Source organism: Verrucosispora sp. WMMA2044, assembly GCF_027497155.1.
GTDB lineage: Bacteria > Actinomycetota > Actinomycetes > Mycobacteriales > Micromonosporaceae > Micromonospora > Micromonospora palythoicola.
Genome location: NZ_CP114913.1, coordinates 5,683,185 through 5,701,458 on the forward strand (window position 1 = coordinate 5,683,185; position 18,274 = coordinate 5,701,458).

General features: G+C 70.2%; 15 protein-coding genes. 8 read left to right on the plus strand and 7 right to left on the minus strand.

The genetic code is table 11. The annotated features are described in order from the left end of the window. Positions 1–3: 3 nt before the first annotated feature. From O3597_RS25880 to O3597_RS25890, 3 genes are all read right to left on the minus strand, one after another. Positions 4–2,493, minus strand: coding sequence for a DUF87 domain-containing protein (locus O3597_RS25880; protein WP_281602659.1), 2,490 nt, complete (start codon positions 2,491–2,493; stop codon positions 4–6). A 97-nt stretch (positions 2,494–2,590) separates the two neighbouring features. After that, complete coding sequence (locus O3597_RS25885; protein WP_281602660.1) at positions 2,591–4,381, minus strand: SCO6880 family protein; 1,791 nt, start codon at positions 4,379–4,381, stop codon at positions 2,591–2,593. Continuing rightward, complete coding sequence (locus O3597_RS25890; protein ID WP_281602661.1) at positions 4,378–5,340, minus strand: PrgI family protein; 963 nt, start codon at positions 5,338–5,340, stop codon at positions 4,378–4,380. The genes O3597_RS25885 and O3597_RS25890 overlap by 4 nt, the downstream gene beginning before the upstream one ends. A 165-nt stretch (positions 5,341–5,505) precedes the next feature. On the opposite strand from O3597_RS25890, the gene O3597_RS25895 reads away from it, so the two are divergent. After that, positions 5,506–6,660: a hypothetical protein gene (locus O3597_RS25895; protein ID WP_281602662.1), complete on the plus strand. Its 1,155-nt coding sequence runs from the start codon at positions 5,506–5,508 to the stop codon at positions 6,658–6,660. A gap of 39 nt (positions 6,661–6,699) precedes the next feature. Here the strand turns inward: O3597_RS25895 and O3597_RS25900 are convergent, their stop codons facing one another. Together O3597_RS25900 and O3597_RS25905 are read right to left on the minus strand one after the other, a co-directional pair. Next, positions 6,700–7,614: a conjugal transfer protein TrbL family protein gene (locus O3597_RS25900; protein ID WP_281604640.1), complete on the minus strand. Its 915-nt coding sequence runs from the start codon at positions 7,612–7,614 to the stop codon at positions 6,700–6,702. Between the two features lie 15 nt (positions 7,615–7,629). Further along, a complete protein-coding gene (locus O3597_RS25905) occupies positions 7,630–8,010 on the minus strand; it encodes a pilin (RefSeq protein WP_281602663.1) in 381 nt (126 codons plus the stop codon). A gap of 656 nt (positions 8,011–8,666) precedes the next feature. Between O3597_RS25905 and O3597_RS25910 the strand changes: the two genes are divergently transcribed. After that, positions 8,667–11,057 (plus strand): PKD domain-containing protein, encoded by a 2,391-nt coding sequence (locus O3597_RS25910; protein ID WP_281602664.1) that lies wholly within the window; start codon positions 8,667–8,669, stop codon positions 11,055–11,057. 95 nt (positions 11,058–11,152) lie between these two features. Continuing rightward, on the plus strand, positions 11,153–11,620 hold the full coding sequence (locus tag O3597_RS25915) for a hypothetical protein (RefSeq protein ID WP_281602665.1): 468 nt from the start codon (positions 11,153–11,155) through the stop codon (positions 11,618–11,620). Positions 11,621–11,769: 149 nt separating this feature from the next. On the opposite strand, the gene O3597_RS25920 is transcribed toward O3597_RS25915, so the two are convergent. Then, positions 11,770–12,654 carry a hypothetical protein gene (locus O3597_RS25920; protein WP_281602666.1) on the minus strand — a complete coding sequence of 295 codons (885 nt, stop codon included), beginning with the start codon at positions 12,652–12,654 and terminating at the stop codon, positions 11,770–11,772. 763 nt (positions 12,655–13,417) lie between these two features. Here O3597_RS25920 and O3597_RS25925 point away from each other — a divergent pair. Both O3597_RS25925 and O3597_RS25930 read left to right on the plus strand, forming a co-directional pair. Then, a complete protein-coding gene (locus O3597_RS25925; protein WP_281602667.1) occupies positions 13,418–14,209 on the plus strand; it encodes a hypothetical protein in 792 nt (263 codons plus the stop codon). Further along, on the plus strand, positions 14,193–15,122 hold the full coding sequence (locus O3597_RS25930) for a DNA methyltransferase (RefSeq protein ID WP_281602668.1): 930 nt from the start codon (positions 14,193–14,195) through the stop codon (positions 15,120–15,122). Before O3597_RS25925 ends, O3597_RS25930 begins: the two co-directional genes overlap by 17 nt. A 300-nt stretch (positions 15,123–15,422) precedes the next feature. On the opposite strand, the gene O3597_RS25935 is transcribed toward O3597_RS25930, so the two are convergent. After that, positions 15,423–15,551: a hypothetical protein gene (locus O3597_RS25935; protein WP_281602669.1), complete on the minus strand. Its 129-nt coding sequence runs from the start codon at positions 15,549–15,551 to the stop codon at positions 15,423–15,425. A gap of 26 nt (positions 15,552–15,577) precedes the next feature. Between O3597_RS25935 and O3597_RS25940 the strand changes: the two genes are divergently transcribed. From O3597_RS25940 to O3597_RS25950, 3 genes are all read left to right on the plus strand, one after another. After that, a complete protein-coding gene (locus O3597_RS25940) occupies positions 15,578–16,207 on the plus strand; it encodes a hypothetical protein (RefSeq protein WP_281602670.1) in 630 nt (209 codons plus the stop codon). A gap of 168 nt (positions 16,208–16,375) precedes the next feature. Next, positions 16,376–16,648 (plus strand): DNA-binding protein, encoded by a 273-nt coding sequence (locus O3597_RS25945; RefSeq protein WP_281602671.1) that lies wholly within the window; start codon positions 16,376–16,378, stop codon positions 16,646–16,648. Positions 16,649–16,738: 90 nt separating this feature from the next. Beyond that, a complete protein-coding gene (locus O3597_RS25950; RefSeq protein WP_281602672.1) occupies positions 16,739–18,205 on the plus strand; it encodes a tyrosine-type recombinase/integrase in 1,467 nt (488 codons plus the stop codon). Positions 18,206–18,274 lie beyond the last annotated feature (69 nt).

Consider the following 18,274-nt stretch of genomic DNA (forward strand, 5'->3'; position numbering starts at 1 on the left):
TGGTCAGGGCGAGTTCTTGGCGGGCCTGCGGCGCCGGTCGTCGGGTCGCTGGCTGTGCCGTTTGACCAGGGCGTCGATCGCGGACGGGTCCTGGGCGGGCATCGCGGTGGCGACCTGTTGGCGGATGGCGGTGGCCTCGCCGATGACCGGCAGCGGCGGGCGGGTCCGCAGGGTGAACGCCGGGGTCTGCCGGCCGTCGACGACCAGCCGCCCGACGGCGGTGTACGCGTCGAGGTGGGCCAGGTCGTGCTCGTCCAGCTCGGGCAGCGTGTGCCGGGCCAGCACGCGGGCGTCTTCCGGCGCGACACTGAAGTAGATCTTGTTGCGGGCGTTCGCGGACACGGCGGCGAGCAGCTCGCGGGGGAACTGGGCGAGGTCCTGGTGGGCGAGGGTCATCGCGAGGCGGTACTTGCGGGCCTCGGCCAGCATCGTGTCCAGACTCGCGGCCAAGGTCAAGAAGTTCTGCGCTTCGTCGAGGTAGATCGCGCAGTCCCTGCGCCGCTCGGCGGGGATGCTGGCGCGGGCGGTGGCGGCCTGCCAGACCCGGGCCAGGATCAGCGAGCCGAGCAGTCGGCTGGTGTCCTCGCCCAGCTCGCCTTTGGGGATGCGGACCAGCAGCACCCCACCGTCGAGGATTGTCGACATGTCGAAGCTGGACCGGGGGTAGCGCATCGTGGTGCGGACGAAGTCGCGCAGCAGGAAGGCGCGGAGCCGGGCCAGGACGGGGCCGATGATCTGTGAGCGCAGCGCGGGGGACAGGTCGTCGTACCACTGCCAGAAGCCGTGCAGCCCGTCCGGGTCGTCCAGGTCGACGGTCATCGCCGACCGGAACTGGGCGCTGGTGAGCAGGGGCGGGATGTGTTGGAGGGTGACGTTGGCGTGCCGTAGCAGGGTCAGGCACGACACCCGCATCACGTCGTCCATCCGGGGCCCCCAGGCTTTGGAGAAGATCGACCCGAAGATGGACACGAGGTTGTCGACGACCAGGTCATGGTCGTCGCCTTCGAGGGGGTTCATCGCCGGCGGGTTGGGTTGGGCGGGATCGAACAGCACCACCCGGTCGGCCACGGTGGCGGGAATCCGGTCGAGGACGTCGAGGACGAGATCGCCGTGCGGGTCCAGCACGACCGTGCCGCGGCCGGCCCGAATGTCGTCGACGATCAGGTTGACCAGCAGGGTGGTCTTACCCGAGCCGGTCTGACCGACCAGGTGGGTGTGGTAGCGGGCGTCCGGTACCGACAGGGCGACGGCATGCCCGCCGACCTCGGCGTCACCGAGCACCTTGCGGCCCCGCCCACCCCCGGGCACGGCGACCGGGGCTGGCATGGACTTGGCGCGGGCACGGTCCAGTCCGGGCACGGCGAGGTCACGCGGCAGACCCGCCATCGCGGCGAGCTCCGGCGTCGAGGTGAGAAACCCCGGTCCGAGGCGCCGCGTAGTGATTATGTGGACGGGGTGGCGCATGCGGGTTCGGTGGGCGAGGCGGTTGCGGCCGGCGTAGACGGCGAACGTCGACGCGACCGCGTCGGCGATCCCTCGCAGCCGGTGATGTGGCAGCGTGCCGTCCCGCAACGGGCGGGCGGCGACCGCGTAGCGGATGCCGGTTTCCCACAGTTGGTGGGACGTCTTGTCCAGGATCGCCCGGACATCCCTCTCCACCGTCGGATCGCGGCGGCCGACCGGCGCCGCGCTGGCGGGGGAGCGGGCGTTGCCGGGCAGGAAGATGCCGATCAGCTCGGTCAGCGGTCCGGCGAGGTTCACCGATGGCACGCCGCTGGTGCCCTGCCGCAGGCGGCCGGCGGCCTGTCGTGCCCGCCCGGCGCGGCGGGCTGTGGCGGGACGGGCGAGGATCTGCACACACGCGTGCTCATCGGCGTGCAGTTGGGCGCCGGCGGCCATCAGGGCGCGCAGCGGATCGGCGTCGTGGTCGGCGGCCAGCGGTAGCCACTCCGCGGCCACGGGCAGCAGATGCCCACCCACCGCCGCGGTGGCGGTGGTGGTGGGGATCGGGTCCGGGGCGGGTGTGGTGGTGGTGGCCGCGGCGGGCCACGCCGCGCGGACGGCGGCTTCGACCGCCCCGCTCGGGACGGTGCCGGGCACCCACACCGAGATCACCAGTCGCCGTCCGGTCCAGGTGTACTGCCAGACGATGTGCGGGATGCCGTAGAGCAGCCGCCGACGGCGGGACGGGGTGAGGATGCCGGCCAGGTTCGCCCACAGGGCGGCGGCGCCGTGCTGGTCGACCTCAGGTGGTGGGGCGATGGTGACCAGCCGGGCACCGGCGGCGTGGTGGCGGTGTCGCCAGAGGGCGACACGGTTCCGCCCGGCGACCCAGGCGCAGAGCAGGAGTCCGGCGACGCCGAGCAGCCAGGGCCGCTCGATGGCCCAGTGCGCTGCCTGCAGCACCCAGCCGGTGACAGGTGGAGCAGGGATCGTCGGATCGGGATTCGGATCGACAGTGGATGGTGACAGGGAAAGCCAATGGGTTGCCATGCGGGTGTCCTTCGCGGGGGAGGCGAACGGCAGGCGGACGGCGCCGCACCCGTGCTGGGATGCGGCGCCGTCCGCCTGCCGTGTCGGTGAGCGGGGTCTAGACGCGGTCGGTGTCGACCAGGTCGAGGGGGTGGGTGGTGGCCAGGGCATGCTCGGTGTCGCTGGAGATCGCCTCGAACGCGGTGCGGTTGGTGCCGCTGATCAGCAGGCCTTGACCCCGGTCGGCGGTGAGGAGCAGGCGTCGTTCACCGGCGGTCAGACCGAAGGCGTCACCGACGGCGTCGATGGCCTGTGGGGCCTGGCGCAGCAGGATCTGGGTGGCGGCGTTAGCGACGACGGCGTGGCCGAGGTCGGTGCCGAGCACGTCGGCGGCGTCCTGGGTGACCACGGTCAGTCCGGTGTGGCGTTTACGGCCGGCTTTGGACAGGCGGAACAGGAACTTGGCGCCTTCGCCGTCGCGCATGAGCAGCCATGCCTCGTCGACCACGACGATCCGCCGCGGTGGAGGGCTGCTGGCGGGTGGGGTGTCGACCTGCCGCCAGATCGCGTCGAGGGCGAGCAGGGTACCGACGCCGCGCAGCTCGTCGGGCAGCTGCCGCAGCGACCAGACGACCAGGTGGCCGTCGGGTCGGGTGGTGCTGGGCCCGTCGAACAGGTCTTTGAACGAGCCGTCGATCCAGGGTGCGAGCCGGGCGGCGAGCTGCCGGGCGGCGGGGTCGGTGTCCGCGGTCAGGGTGGTGGCCAGGTCACGCAGCAGGGGGGCGGGCCGGTGGTGGGTGCGCGGGTCGGCGGTGATCCCGGCCTGCCGGTAGACGGCGAGGATGGCACGGTCCAGGGCTGCCCGCTCGGCCGGTGGCGGCTGGCCGCCGACGAGGACGGCGATGAGGGTGTGCAGGAACAGTCCGCGGCGGGTGAGCACGTCGGGACGGGTGTCGCCGGCGGGCAGGTCGAGGGGGTTGATCCGCACACCAGGGGCGCCGAGCCGCACGATCGTGCCGCCGACGGTGTCCGCCAGGCGCAGGTACTCGTCTTCCGGGTCGATGATCGACACGTGGACGCCTGCGTACAGGTGCCGCAGCGTTTCCAGTTTGACGAAGTAGCTTTTCCCGGCGCCGGATCGGGCCAGCACCACGGCGTTGTAGTTGTCCTGGGCGAAGCGGTCCCACCAGACGACTCCGGTGCCGGTCGGGTTGATGCCGTAGAGGACCCCGCCGGTGGGCGCCGGGTCACCGGGTAGCGGTGCCGGCAGGTCGGGGGAGGCCAGGGGGAACGCGGCGGCGAGCGCGTCGGTGTCCATGGTGCGGGGCATCCGCAGCCCGTCGCAGGCCAGCGGCAGGGTGGTGGTCCAGCCGGCGAGCTGCCGCCAGGTGGCCGGCTGCACCTCCAGCAGGGTGGACGCGGCGGCGGCCTTGACCCGGGCACACGCCTGGACCAGTTCGTCCTCGGTGCGGGCGTGCACGGTGACGTACACGCCGACGCGGAACAGCTTCGCCGCGCCGCGGGCGAGCCGGTCGGCCAGGTCGGTGGCATCGGCGGCGGCGGCCTCGGTGTATGGGTCGGCGAGCGCGCCCCGGTCGGCGGCGAGACGCCGCGAGGACTCCAGCCGGGCGCGTTGCTTGCGCAGCCGGGCGGCGGCGACCGGCGCGGGCAGCGGGTCGATGTGCAGGGCGACGTCGACCCGGCCGGGGTAGGACAGCAGCGGCTCCAGCCATGCGGGTCCGACCTCGGCCGGGTAGCCGGTGACCACGAGGGTGGCGGTGTAGCCGTCCCCGACGCGCAGCCACCGCGGTGTCACCTCGACCGAGGCGGGTCCGACCGCGCCGGCCAGACCGGCCGAGTCCTCGCCGGCCGCAGTCGTGTGGGCGCGGAGTCGTCGAATGCCGATCACCGGGTTCTCCTTCCAGCGGACGTGTGGGGGGCGGTGACGGTGATGACCGTGTCCGGGGCAGCCAGGCCACCCGGGCGCGGCGGCCGGTAGGGGTCGGCGGCAGCGGCGAGCGCCGCGGTGGCCGCCGACCCGTCGAGGACGCGGGCGGCCACCCCGAGCCCGGACAACGCGCGGACGGTGTCGTCACCACGGCGACGCGCACCCTGGTCGCCGCCGGCGGTGCGGGTGGCCACGAGGACCTGGCGGCGCAGCGGATCCCGCCGCTGCGCCAGGTCGGCGAGGAACGCGGCATGGTCGGCGCACGCGGCCTCCAGCGCGGGGTGCGGCTGCGTGCGGGCGGCGTCGGCCACCGCCCGGGCGTGGGAGGCCAGGTCGACCGGCTGCGCGGACACGAGAACCTGCGTCGGCGCGGACAGGCTGTTGAGCCACCGACCGAACCCGTCGATGAGGGCGGCCTGCTCGTCGGCGGTGCGCAGCGTCAGGTTGACGGTCCCGGCGGCGACGATCGCCGCCCGGTCACCGCCCACGGTGATCTCACCGCCGTCGTCGATCGCGGTCGCGGGCAGCCGCAGCGGAGCCGGCAGCGGCACACGTGCCGTCGGCGGCTGCACCCACTCGGGCACTACGGCCGCGGCTTCCCCTGCCGGCGCGAGACCTTTCGGGCTGCGGGAGTGCCGCGCCGCGTGGATCAGCCACACGTCCATCGGCAGTCCGTCACGGCGACCGAGGACCAGGCCGACCACGACACCGCCGACGACCACGCCGGCGACGACGATGACCTCTAGCGGCAGCACGGCCCGCAGGCCGCTACCGGCGCTGTAGAACAGCAGCCCGGCTACCGCGAGGATGGCCAGCTGCCGCCAGGTCAGCCCGTAGGCGACCTTGTCCGGCGCGTCGACGTCGGCGGGAACCCGCGCCCGGAAGGGCTCCTCCTCGGTGACGCTACTCTTCGTACTCATTTGATGATCACTCACCTTCTTTGGTGGGTGGTCCGGCGGTGATGCTGGTAGCGCGGCACCAATGCCCGGACCTGGATGTGTGGGGTTGACGGACGGCGACGGGCATTCCGTTGCCCGAGCAGTGGGCGCTCGCCGGTGGCGACGGTCGTGGAAGGACCCGAGGCGATGACTGGTTGGTCTGCGGTGGCTGGCACTCACGCGTTCGTGGTGCCGGGCGAGGAGCAGGCGCGGGCGCTGGCAGAGGACCTGGCTGCGTACGGCTTTGCCCTGGTCACGGCCAGACCGGCCCGCCAAGCGGCAGGGTGGGCCGTGATGGCCTTCGACGAGGGCCCCTACCCGCCGGACGCCGCCGGGCACCGGAGTATCGACGCGGTCGGGAGGCAGGCTGCCGCGGTGGCCCGCCGGCACGGCGGCTATCCCGACGGCGGCAGCCGCTGCGACCCGTCGCTGCTCGAGCGGATCCGGCCGACGGGCGCCCCGATCGAGCACACCAACCCCGGCGCCCGGCCGCCGGTGCCCGACATTGTCATCGGTGAGGCGCCGCCACCCGCCAGCCTGACGCTCGCACCCGACCAGGTTCGGGACGTGCCGATCGACCTGTCCGGGTTGGATGAGATCGCCTGGGCGGATCTGGAGCACGTCCACGGGCCCGCCGATGATGTCCCCGACCTGGTGCGGGCCCTGGCGGATCCCTACGGCGACTGGGAGTCAACCCTCGACGAACTGTTCGGCGACGACCTGCTGCACCAGGGAACCTGCTACACGGCGACCGCGCCGGCGCTGCCGTTCCTGACCCGCATGATCGTCTCCGGGGCGCTGCCGGCCAAGCAGCGGCTCGACCTGCACGTGTGGCTGCTCATCGCGGCCGGCCGGCGGGCCGAGGGTCTCCTCGTCGACGCAGACCGCGCCGCCGTCGAGCACCGCCCGCCCACGGTTGACGAGATGGTCCGGCAGGTGCACTACACCGTGGGTGCGCAGCTTCCCGTGCTACTGGCCCGGTGGGACAGCGAACCCGCCGCTATCCGCTACGCGTTGGCATGCCTGACCGCGCTGTACCCCCACCACGCCCACCCCATCGCCGAGCACATCGCCGACATGGCCGCACAGTTCGACGGGACGCAACCAGGCGCCTACCTGAACCTGGCGCACGCCCTCGTGCGTTCCCAGGACGATCAGGCCTTGAGCATCGCGACTGACATCGTCGGATGGGAACCTGACCACAACCCCGCATTGTTGGACGCACCTCACGTCCCAGCGGCGGTCAAGGCGAGCTACATCCTGACCGAGGGAGCGCTTCGGGTCCTCAGCACCACCCCATAGGACACCACCGGAACCACACCAACCACTGCCGTCGTCGGGTCATCTCCTGAGCGTTCTGATGGCGGACAGGCCGGGAATGCTGCGGGCGAGCTGCTGCACGACCACGACCCGCACGACAGTGCCGAGGAACGCGGTCGGGCCGCGTCCGCCCTGGCTGGCCCACCGACCGACCAACGCCGGAATCTTCACCGTGGTCCACAGCAGGACGATCACGATGAACAGGTTCAGCACACCCCCGGGATCGACCGGCAGTCCCAGGACGGGCAGCAGATGAGCTGCGTCGAGCAGCATCCACTGTCCGGCGGTGAGGGTGAACGCCTGCGCGGTCGGGATCGCCAGGCAACCGCCGTAGGCGCGCCACCACATCCGGGCGATGCCCTCCAGGGCGGGCACGGCATGGCAGGCCAACGCCAACGGGGCGATCGCGGTCATCACCAGCAGGGCGATGAATCGGCCGATGAGCTGGAACGCCGTCATCACGATCAGTACCGTGATGACCAGCACGAGGATGAGGAACAGCAGCGACGCGGTCGCGTCCCGCCCGGCGTCGACGTGCCGGCGTACCGCGGCGAACGTGCTGTCCCCGTCGTAGGTGCCCTCGCTGATCGCCCCGGTCAGGGCGTTGGCGACAGTGATCAGCTGCCCGCAGAGCAGCTGGGAGAAATGCGCGGTGACGAACCCGACGACCAGCCGCGGGGCGAGGTCCTTCACGGTGTAGCGGGACTGCTCGTTGCCGCCGGACGCCATGACCATGACGCCGGCGGCGACGAACACCAGAACGAACACGGTGTCGACGATCCAGATCGACCGGCCGGTCAGGGCCTGCACCTGAGGCAGCGCCGTGACCTGCGGGGTCGTGAGCAGCATATTGGTGATCAGACCGAACACCGCGTTGAGGCAGGCCAGGACCGCCTCGATCAGCCACTCGACGACCTGGTCGAGGATCGGGCCCATCATCCAGCTCACGGCTCACCCCCCGACGACGCCGCGCATCAGCTGCAGCAGGACCGGGGCCAGCACTGCCAAGCCGTAGCCGACCAGGGCGTTGCGCAGCGCGCTCTTGGCCTTGTCGACCTGGCCGGGGTCACCGCCCGCGGTGGCCCAGTAGACCCCCGCGAGAACCAGGAACAGGGTGGCGATCCCGGCCAGCAATCCCATGATCAGATTGCGGAGGTTGGTGATGACGACCGGCAGGCTGTTCGCCGCCAGATGGGTGAGCTCGCCCGCGTCGGCGTGCGCGGCGCCCGGCGCGGCGAGGACCACGACGGCGACGCCGACAGCGGTGGCGGCGCGGGCGATACGGCTGATCACCGGGCGACGCGCGCCCGGTCGGGTACGGATGAGAAGCATGGTGGTCACCTCCCACCCCACCGCCGGTCACCGAATAGGGGCACCGGGGCGGGGTGATTGCCAGAACGGACAGTGGGGTGCCGTCGAGCGCGGGGTCGGCATGTCATGCCATCCCGGGAGGAGCTTGTCCTCCCTTGTGGGCGCTGGCGTGATCGATGAGGTGTCAGCGCATACGACGGCGCGGCACCCGGGGAAGCGTGAGAGGCGTCGCCCGCTGCTCGACGGCGAACGGAACCCAACGACGGCGCTCGCCGTTCTCGTCGGGTCCCGTACCTACCAACCGGCCTGTGTCAGACGTGGCGCACACGTGCCGAACTGACAGCGCTCTGACCCCGCGTCCGGAACAAACGTCACTGACGGGCATCGGCCGACGACAAAGCATCGGTCGTTATCTCTACAGAAAGCTGGGATGAGGCTGTTCGGTTACATACCGTCGGCATCGGTGCCCGCCAGGGCATCGCCGTCGCCTTCTCGTCAGCCCCTCGAGGTGATGCGGAGCCTTCGCGCGGCGGCTACACGGGGAAACGGGGATCGCAATGGGAAAGGTTGGTAGGCGCCGTGCTGCCGCGATACTGGCGGTCGGCGCGGTGCTGGCGTGGCCTGCGTTGACCGCGCCAGCGGTGGCAGGCCCGTCGACAGGACAGGTCGATGCGGCCGTGCCGTCGGGCACCGAGGGTGAGCAGCGTGTCCTGGGCATCGTTCCCGCTGACGCGCCGCTGCCGGAGCCCGGCAAGGCTGCTGCGCCGCGCCGGTCCGCCGCCGGCGATGAGCCACTGACGGTGCAGCAGGCACAGCAGATGGCACGGGACAACGCCCGGCCGGCACCGCCGGGCGCGGCGGGTTTCGACGTCGCCGCCGCGGCGGGTCCGCAGATTCTGCGCGAGCGGTTCAGCCCACCGGATCAGCCCGACGAGGACCTGGTGCGGGAGTGCCAGACGACGTCGGCGGCGACCGGCGAACGGGGACACATGCGCAACCGGCTGATGTGGTGTGCCCGCTACATCGCCTACGACTACGTCTTCGACAGCCAGAACAAGCAGACCGGATTCGTGTACATGCCGGTCATCGCCGTCGGGTACGGCCGCGACGACAGCCAGCGGAACATCACGATGTTCCTGCGGGCGGAGTCCGTGACGTTCGGCGGCAGCTACACCCCCGCGTCGCTGTTCGGCCTGGAACTAGAGTGCTACCGCGACACTCCTGGCTGTGACGTCAGCGGCGGCACCTATCTGATGCCGCTGTCGCTGTGGGCCGAACGGGCCGCCGACAACCGGTGGGTCACCTGGCACCTCACCTCCGACGAGTCGGTGTCGACTCTCCAGGACCAAGCGTTGTACCACGCGTTCAACTTCGAGGTCCAGGCTCAGGACGGCCACACCTCCGACAACGACAACGTGTACTGGGTCCGCTGCGACTCGGGCACGTACTTCCTGCCCACCCGGGTAGGGGCCTGCATCTTCCACGACGTGATTCCGCACCTGCAGTACCGGCTGTACGAGGCCGACGGCAGCCAGACGCCGGTGCACGCCGTGGCGAAACACATCCGCGACGCGTTCGCCAATCCGAACGCCACGTATCCGCTCAAGCCCGACGGTGACAAGGTCATCCCCGGCCGGTACGGCGGACCACTGGACCATTACCTCGAGCGGATACCCAGCGACGGATCGACTTACGACCGCAACGGGCGGGAGAAGGACCGGGCGTGCGACCGTCTCCCGCCGTACGACAGCACTGGTCTGCCGAACCCGCCCGGCGAGGGTGAGCAGTGCGACGAGTTCCCGTTCGCCAGCACCCAGCAGGGCGCGGCCAACCCGAACTGGGACTTCTCCGTGCGGGCGGTGCCCACCGGTGACAACAGCCGGGCCGGGTCCGCCCTGCGGGACTTCTACCGCGACGATCGGATCCTGTACTCGGAGAACAAGCCACCGGGGGAGTGGGTCGACCTGTTCTTCGTCGAGATCATCGAGTCCTCCGACGGCACCGGCGGCGGAATCGGCGAGATCGATCAGGCACCCGTGGTCGACGCCGGCCCCAACGTCACCGGTGACGAAGGCTCTGCGATCACCCTGCACGGTTCGGCCCGCGACCGGGAGTCCACCCCGTCGGTGAGGTGGACCTACACCGCCGGCGACAACGTCGATGCCGGCGCGACCTGCCAGTTCACCGACGCCCATGACCCGCAGACCTCGATCAGCTGCACCGACGACGGCACGTTCACGGTCACCCTGACCGCCGACGACGGGTTCAACGCGCCGGTGTCCGACACCGCCGTGGTGACCGTGCACAACGTCGCCCCGCAGGTCACCGTGACCGGCCCCGATCCGTGGCAGCTGTTCAAGGCCCGCACCCCGGTGACCGTCACCGCCACCTTCACCGACCCGGGCAGCAACGACACCCACACCTGTGCGGTGAACTGGGACGACGGCACCACCGGCACCGCCGCGGCCAACGCACACACCTGCACCCTGCGGCGCAGCTTCGCTCACGCCGGCATGTACACCCTCGACGTGACCGTCACCGACGACGACGGCGGCAGCGACGCCGCCACCGTCATGATCGTGGTCTACGACCCGGACGGCGGCTGGACGAACGTCGACGCCGCCACCGAGACACCAGCCGGCGCGTTGAACGGCACCCCCACGACCGCGTGGACGTGGGCGCACCTGACCGCCCGCTACTACACCCAGACCGGCCCGCCCACCGGCGAGGCCAAACTGTGGATCCCCGAGGTGATCCGCATGGAGCCCACCTCCCGGCTGGAATGGCTGGTGGTCACCCCCGACGGCAAGGTCGCCGCCAAGGGCACCAGCACGACCACCACCGGGGACAACGTCGGATTCGTCGTGTACGGCTACCGGGGCTGCCCCGCCGCCGGCCCGAACTGCCAGCCCGGCCCCGACCGGATGCGAGCAGTTCTCTGGCCCACCAGCAGCGGAACAATCCCCGGTAACACGATCACCTACGACAACCGGCGCGGCGCCGACTACGACGTCGACCGTTTCCAACCCCTACCCGTAACCGCCGGAGCGGTGCAGATCCACCACTGACCTCCGGCCGTCCGCTAACGTTCGGTGTGGGTCAGCCCCGTCCTCTACGTGGCAGGCCCACACCGAATCCCTAGAGACATCCTTCGGGAGGTGCGGTGGCGACCCTGCTGGGCAGCATCGACGCCACACCAACCCCCGACCACTGCATGATCACCATCATCGGCGGCGACTTCGACTCCTTCGGCCATCCCGACACCAACGCCGTCGTGCTCTGCTGGGCCGGCACCGAACAGATCCAGTTGTTCAGCGAAATCAGCACTGGTCACCGCCCACACGTCACGGTCGAGGCCTGGGACGGTCCCGCACCGACGGACACCGGCGAATGGGAAGCCCACGGACACGCTGAACTGCACTCCACCAGCGGCACGCTGGGTATCAGCATCTTCGACGAGAAGATGCTGACCCCGTTCATGCCCATCGGAGCGCCGGGAACATACACCGTCGACGTGCACGCCACCGGCAGACGCCAAATCCGCGCGCTGTACGGGAAACCCCCGTGGTTCGCCGACGAACTACCCACCGGCATCGAACGTTTCCGCGTCCGTGTCTGGCCCAAGCAATAGCGCCGCCAGCACCTTACAACCCACGTCACTGCGGAAGCTCAGCCCCACGGCCACGAGCTCGCGACCGCCGAACGGTCCGCTGGCCAGCCCGAACCACATGGAAGACCAGAATGGAGCTGGGCCTGGGCACATATGCCCAGGCTCACCAATCAGGTGGCCAGCGTGACGCAAGCCCGGGCCGCGACGCGTGCGCCGGCTTTGCCAGCACGGATGCCACTGCGCCGCCTGGCCTGCGCCGCCGCCCGCTCGACAACGTCGGCCGAAGTGACCTCGCTGAGGCTGCCCTCGACGACAGCCCGCGCGAGTCGCTCGTCGGCGCGGGCCAGCCGCATCCGCAACGCGTCCACGGTGATACCGAGCCGGACGGCGATCGGTTCAGGAGCCCGCCGGCCCAGCCGGATCTCAATCCACGGCTGCACGTCCGCCTCGTCGATGACGCCGAGGGTGCCGGCGCGCCGGACCAGCAGGTCCGGATGGCCATAGGGCGCCTTCGGGGTCCGGGATCCTGCGAGGGCGGACTCGATGTCCTCGACCGGCACCACCTGGTCGTCGGCCAGCCGCACCTGCCGCGCGGCGCGGAACGCCGCCATGGTCAGCGACGCGTACACCGCAGGCCCGGTCAGGTCGCAGTGATCACGCAACGCCTCCAGGAAACCCGTCAGCACCTCGTTGTCGATGTCGGCGGTATCGCCCCGGTAGCCGGCGGACACCTGCCCGGCGATACGCACGAGCGCGGGCATTGCCATCCCGACCGCGGCGATCGTCCACTCCTTGCCCCGCAAGCGGGCCCGCAGCACCAGCTCCCGCCACACCGCATCACGGCCCGCGTATCCGCCGGGATGGGTCAGCAGCCAGTCCCGCAGCACCGGCAACGGCACGACACCGCACGGCAAACCCAGGTCCTGGCCGATCTCACGCGCCAGCCGGTCACAGTCAAGAGCCAACGGCGCCGGCCCGCGCGTCAGCGCCACGAACGCCGCGTCCGCGGCCAGTAGATGAGAGGCCGGCCAGGACGGGGTGTCGGCTACGACCATGTCAAAACTCCCAGAGGACAGAGGGGGACACGACAGCGGTGATGCCGCCGACGGACATCGGCGGATCCCGTGCGAGCAGTACGCCACCGGTGTCTGACCCGGGCATGACAACCACGCCCCGCGCCTGTCACCGACCACCGTTCACCCGGGATCTGACACCAGCCCTCCCCGCCGGTCGGCAACACCGGCCCTCTGCCCCGAGCAGCTCCTTGACCTGCGCTGTCAGCCCGACGACCGCAGGGGAATCGCCAGCGACCATGTGCTCATCCCGACGCCGGCAGCCGGTCTGACGAACCCGCCGGACTGTCAGAGCCTGAATGTCTGACACCACGTCGCTGACAGAATCCGCCCACTCATCCAGGGCTTGTGTCCGGCAGGGATGTCAGAGGTGTCCGCCGATGACAGGGACATGCCACTGGTCGCGGCGTCGGTGGAGGACGCCGCGGACGGGGAACGGTGCCGGACACGTCCCTGTCAACGGTGACCGTGATGTCCGACGCCGATGTCCACGTCGCACCCGTCGAGGTCAAACCGGACAGTGGCCAGCCGGACACCGCCGCCACCGCGACACGGGTCACCGTCGGCGTCCCTGCGCTGTCAGGCCGGTTGACGTCCCTGTCAGATCGGCAGGTGTTCGCTCGGGCTGACAGACACCGATTGGTAGACGTCAGCGCATCACGGCGCGGCGCGGAGCCGACACCACATGAGCGAGCACTCCACGCCGCAACCCGCCCACACGGGCGGCACTGCCCACGTCCCTGCCATGGATCTGATCACCGGCGACCCGCCGGTGCCGATCACCGTCTGGCGCACCGCCCGCGGCAGCAACGACCACCACGGCATTTCCCGCCGGCTGGCCTACCGGCTCGTGGCCGCCTACAGCCGACCCGACGACGCGGTCGTCGACCTCACTGACGCACACCTGCTGAGCACCGCCTGCCGGCGCGGCAGGCGCCGGCACCACCCTGCCTGGTTCACCGGCGACCCGGCGCTGGTCATCGGCCCCGCCACCCCGCACCACCCGCACACCTGCGACAACCCGGACACCGACGGCCCGGATGACGCGCCAGCGTGGTTCGGTGACGACCTCACCGACGGTGACCCGGCGCCCGCCGACAACCCACCCCACACACTCGGCGGTGGTGACGATCTTCAAGGGCGCACCAGCCTCGTCGTGGCCACCTGGCCGCTCGATGACAGCAGCGACACCGCCAACCGCGTGCGCCTCGCGTGGCTGCTCGCCGCCTGCACCCGGCTGCTGCGCCCCGGCGGATGCCTCGTCCTCGTCGTCGCTGTCCCCGCCGGGACGGTCGCGACACCCGAGGACTTCACCCCCGTCGTCGACGCCGCCGCCAGCGCCGGACTCGGATACCTGCAACACATCGTCGCGGTCACCGCCGACACCGACGGCGACCGATTCACCTACCACGCCACCGACGAGGAACTACTGTCCCTGGCCCGAGCCACCGGCGCCGAGCAGCTCGTCCTCCACGTCAAAGTCCACGCCGACCTGCTCGTCTTCACCACCCCACCCGGCGGTGACCGGCATGCCTGACCCCACCCCGCATCAGCCCACCGGTACACCAGACGGCACCGACACGATTGCGGCCTGGCCGCAGGACCTGTCGGTGTGGGCGACCGCCCAGTCGACCGGCCCCATTCAACGGCGCGGCCGATACGTGCCCCAGTCGGTCAAACACCCCGCCCGGATGCTGCCGGCGATCGCCGCCCATGCCGTGCGCTCCTACACCCAGCCCGGCGACCTGGTCCTCGACCCGATGTGCGGAATCGGCACCACCATCGTGGAAGCCATCCACGCACACCGCGACGCCATCGGAGTCGAATACGAATCCCGCTGGTCCGACATCGCCGACCTCAACATCACCCACGCCCACCGACACGGCGCCACCGGACGCGGCTCGATCATTCGCGGAGACGCCACCCGCCTGGCCACCCTGCTCCCCGCAGCCCTGCACGGTCAGGTGTCCCTGGTCGTGACCTCACCACCGTACGGACCAACCGTGCACGGCCTCGTCCGACCCGGAACCGACGGAGTCACCAAATTCGACAACCGCTACGGCGACGACAAAGGCAACCTCGCCTACCGCAACTCCCTGACCGCCCTGGTCGACGGGTTCACCGACATCCTGCGCGGCTGCCACACCCTCCTACGCCCCGGCGGAGTCGTCGTAGTGACCGCCCGCCCGTGGCGCAAACGAGGCGAACTAGTCGACCTACCCTCCGCGGTCCTGGCAGCCGGCACCGCCGCCGGCTTCACACCCCTCGAACGGTGCGTCGCCCTGCTCGCCGCCGTCCGCGGTGGACGACTGATTGCCCGACCATCGTTCTTCCAACTCCAGCAGGTCCGCAAAGCCCGCTCATCCGGAGTGCCGATGCACCTCATCGCCCACGAGGACGTCCTCGTCCTGGGCAAGGCTACTCCGGAGCCAGGAACCGAACTGACGTGACCACCGCACCTAGGGTCACGACGGCGGCGAGGCGGGGCAGGGCCCCTCGGTATCGCTGCCTATGCGGTCGACCTCGATGGAGCTCGGGGTGTCGGCGTACAGGCCGGATGCAGAGGTTAGGTACGGCAGCAAGTGCACACCGAGCCGAGTTCGATCTACGTCCGGCGACCCGCCGCCTCATCTGGTGGCCGACCCCAGTCGGTGACGCTGCGTGACAGGTGTTGTTCGACCTAGCCTCTGCCCCGGCGGACCGATGTGCCGACGACGGTGTATCCGCTCTCGGTATGCCGCTGCTGAACTTCATTGCTGCTCGATGGACTCATTGACCTCGGGGTCCTGCAGGGTTACCCGAGCCGAGATCCTCGCGATCGTGGTGGTCGTCGTGAAGCGCTGGCAGAGGGTTGGTCCCTTGCGGGCCACCAGCACCATGAGGGGTAAGCCGAGGAGGTCTCAGCATGCGAGGGCGACGACCGGCGCGGAGGCGGCGGGACGCGCGACGGCGCGAGCCCGCTAAACCGACGGATTGGATTCAGGGAATTTCCGCTCTGCTGGCGGTCGTACTGGCGGCGCCAGCCCTGGCCGTGGCGGTAGTAACGTACCGCGACCAGCAGGAGATCAACCGGGCACAGTTGGAAATGACACGGCTGGAGCGTCAGCGGTACGACCAGCGCTTCGCATCGCGGGTCGCCGTATGGCAGATCCGGGAAAAGCCATGGGATCAGGAGGCGCCGGTACACGTGCGCGTGCAGAACCGAGCACCCGTACCACTAAAGCGCCTGTATGTCGAGGCCACATCGGATTTCCTGCTGAGCTGGCCCAGCGGTCCCAGGTTTTTCGATCTGAACGTGGACATCCCGCCCTGCACCCTAATGACATTCGACATCAACAACATGATCGTGCCGGAGGGTGAAAGTGATCTGGCACTGATCAATGTCGCCCTCTGGTTCTCCGACCCAGTCGGCTCGTGGAAGGCCGGACCTCAGGGGGTAGAGAGGGTCGACGAAACGTCACGCAAGCCGGTGTTCGGTTACGGCGTGGAGTTGTCGGAGGAGCGGGAGACCGCAGCCGACTGCGGCGAGGGCTGACTCAATACCACAACCGGCCCTCGACTTGGCTGATGCGTCTACAGCAGCCGAACTGTCCACACCTGATCGTCGCGGTCGAAGGCCGCATCGACTCCGCCACCCTGTCCCTAGAGGGCCCGCCACCCCAGGTGGCGGGCCCTCTTTCTTGCACCAAGAAGGACAAATGCCATGGATAGCACGAACCGTGCCTCCTTCCTGAACACTTCAGCATCCCCACCCGTCTGGACGATCGAGCGCATCCGTGCACTAGGCGCGGTGACCGATGTCGCCACCGCCGGGCAGATCTTCGGCCTGTCCCGTAGCAGCGCCTACGAGTTGGCACGCGGGGACCGGCTACCGGTGCCTGTGTTGCGGGTCGGCTCCCGCTACCGGGTCTCCGTCGCGACGATCCTGGCCGCCCTCGGCGTACCCAGCGAACCCCCGACCCCACCAGCGACTTGATCACCGCCCCACGACGAGCGTCGATCACCACCCAACGGACACCCACAACCCGATGCCCGCCCACCGGCGGCGTCGGCGAGGAGAGAACTCGTGGCAGACGGATCCATCACCAAGCTCTGTAGCTGCCGCACAGACGGCAAACGTCTCGGCGCACGCTGCCCCAAGCTGCGCCGGGGCAACGGGTGGAACCCACACCACGGCACATGGCGCTACCAGCTTGAACTCCCCCTCGACGCCGCCGGTAGGCGGCGGCAACTACGCCGCGGCGGCTTCGACACCCGAGACAAGGCCACCGACGAACGCGACCACGCCCGTGCGCTGCTCGACCTCGCTGGCCGCGATGAGATTCGACGCCGGCAGGTCGCGGACCTGCTGCAGGCGGTCCCGCCCCAGCAGCCGCTGCCCGACCGCGATCACGTGGCCCGCCGCATCCGCGCCGATGTGCCCGCCGGCACCCAGCTCACTGTCGGCGAGTACCTCGCCGAGTGGATCAAGGGGCGGACGAAGCTGCAACCGGCGACCCGCCGCAGCTACCAGGACCACATCACCACGTACTGGACACCCCACCTGGGGCAGGTTGCTCTTCAGGACCTCACCGCAGCGCACATCGAATCGGTGTTCACCGCGATCGAGTCCCGCAACGCCGAGATCGTCGCCGCGAAGGCCAGCCCTGTGAAGGAGGTCCGGGACACGGTCAAGGGGAAACGGACGGTCGGTGCTGCCAGCCAGCAGCGCATCCTGGCGACCCTGCGCAAGGCCCTCAACGACGCGCGCCGTCTCTACCATCACCGCCTGATCGACCGAAATCCGGCCGAGTCCGTCGAACTCAGGTCCGGCAAGTCACCGAGGCCTCGGTTGTGGACCGACGCGGCGGTCAACCGGTGGCGTCACACCGGGCAGCGACCCAGCCCGGTGATGGTCTGGACACCCGCCCAGGTGGGCGAGTTCCTCGACATCGCCGAAGCCGAAGAACCCGAGCTGTATCCCCTGTTCGACCTGGCCATCCACCGCGGCCCGCGCCGAGGCGAACTGTGCGGACTACACGACTACGACATCGACCTGACAGCCGCCGCGATCACCATCACCAGCCAACGCACCAGCGTCGGCTACCAGGTGATCGAAAAGGGCGTGAAGTCGGCGGCCGGGGACCGGGTCGTCGACCTCAGCGACGACACCGTGACCACCCTGCGCACCTACCGTCAGCGCCGCGCGGGGTGGAAGCTCGCCGCCGGCGAAGCCTGGCCGGACACCGACATCTTCTTCGTCCGACGCCGCGACGGCCGACCCTGGCACCCGGAGACGGTCACCGGCCGCTTCGACCGGCTCGTCGCCCGAAGCGGCCTGCCCCCGGTTCGGTTCCACGACATGCGGCACATCGCCGCGACCCTGATGCTTGCGGCCGGGGCCAGCATCAAGGAAATCCAGGACACCCTCGGCCACTCCTCGTACACGATGACCGCCGACATCTACACCTCCGTCCTCGCGGAGTTGAAGAGGACCACCGCCCAGGCGACGACCAGGCTCGTCCCACGCCGCAACCGCCCGAAGGCGGCGTAGCTTCCCACCTACCTGCCGCAGATCGTTACCACGCCCTGTCGCCAGGGCGTGGCTTCCATGTGCTGCTGC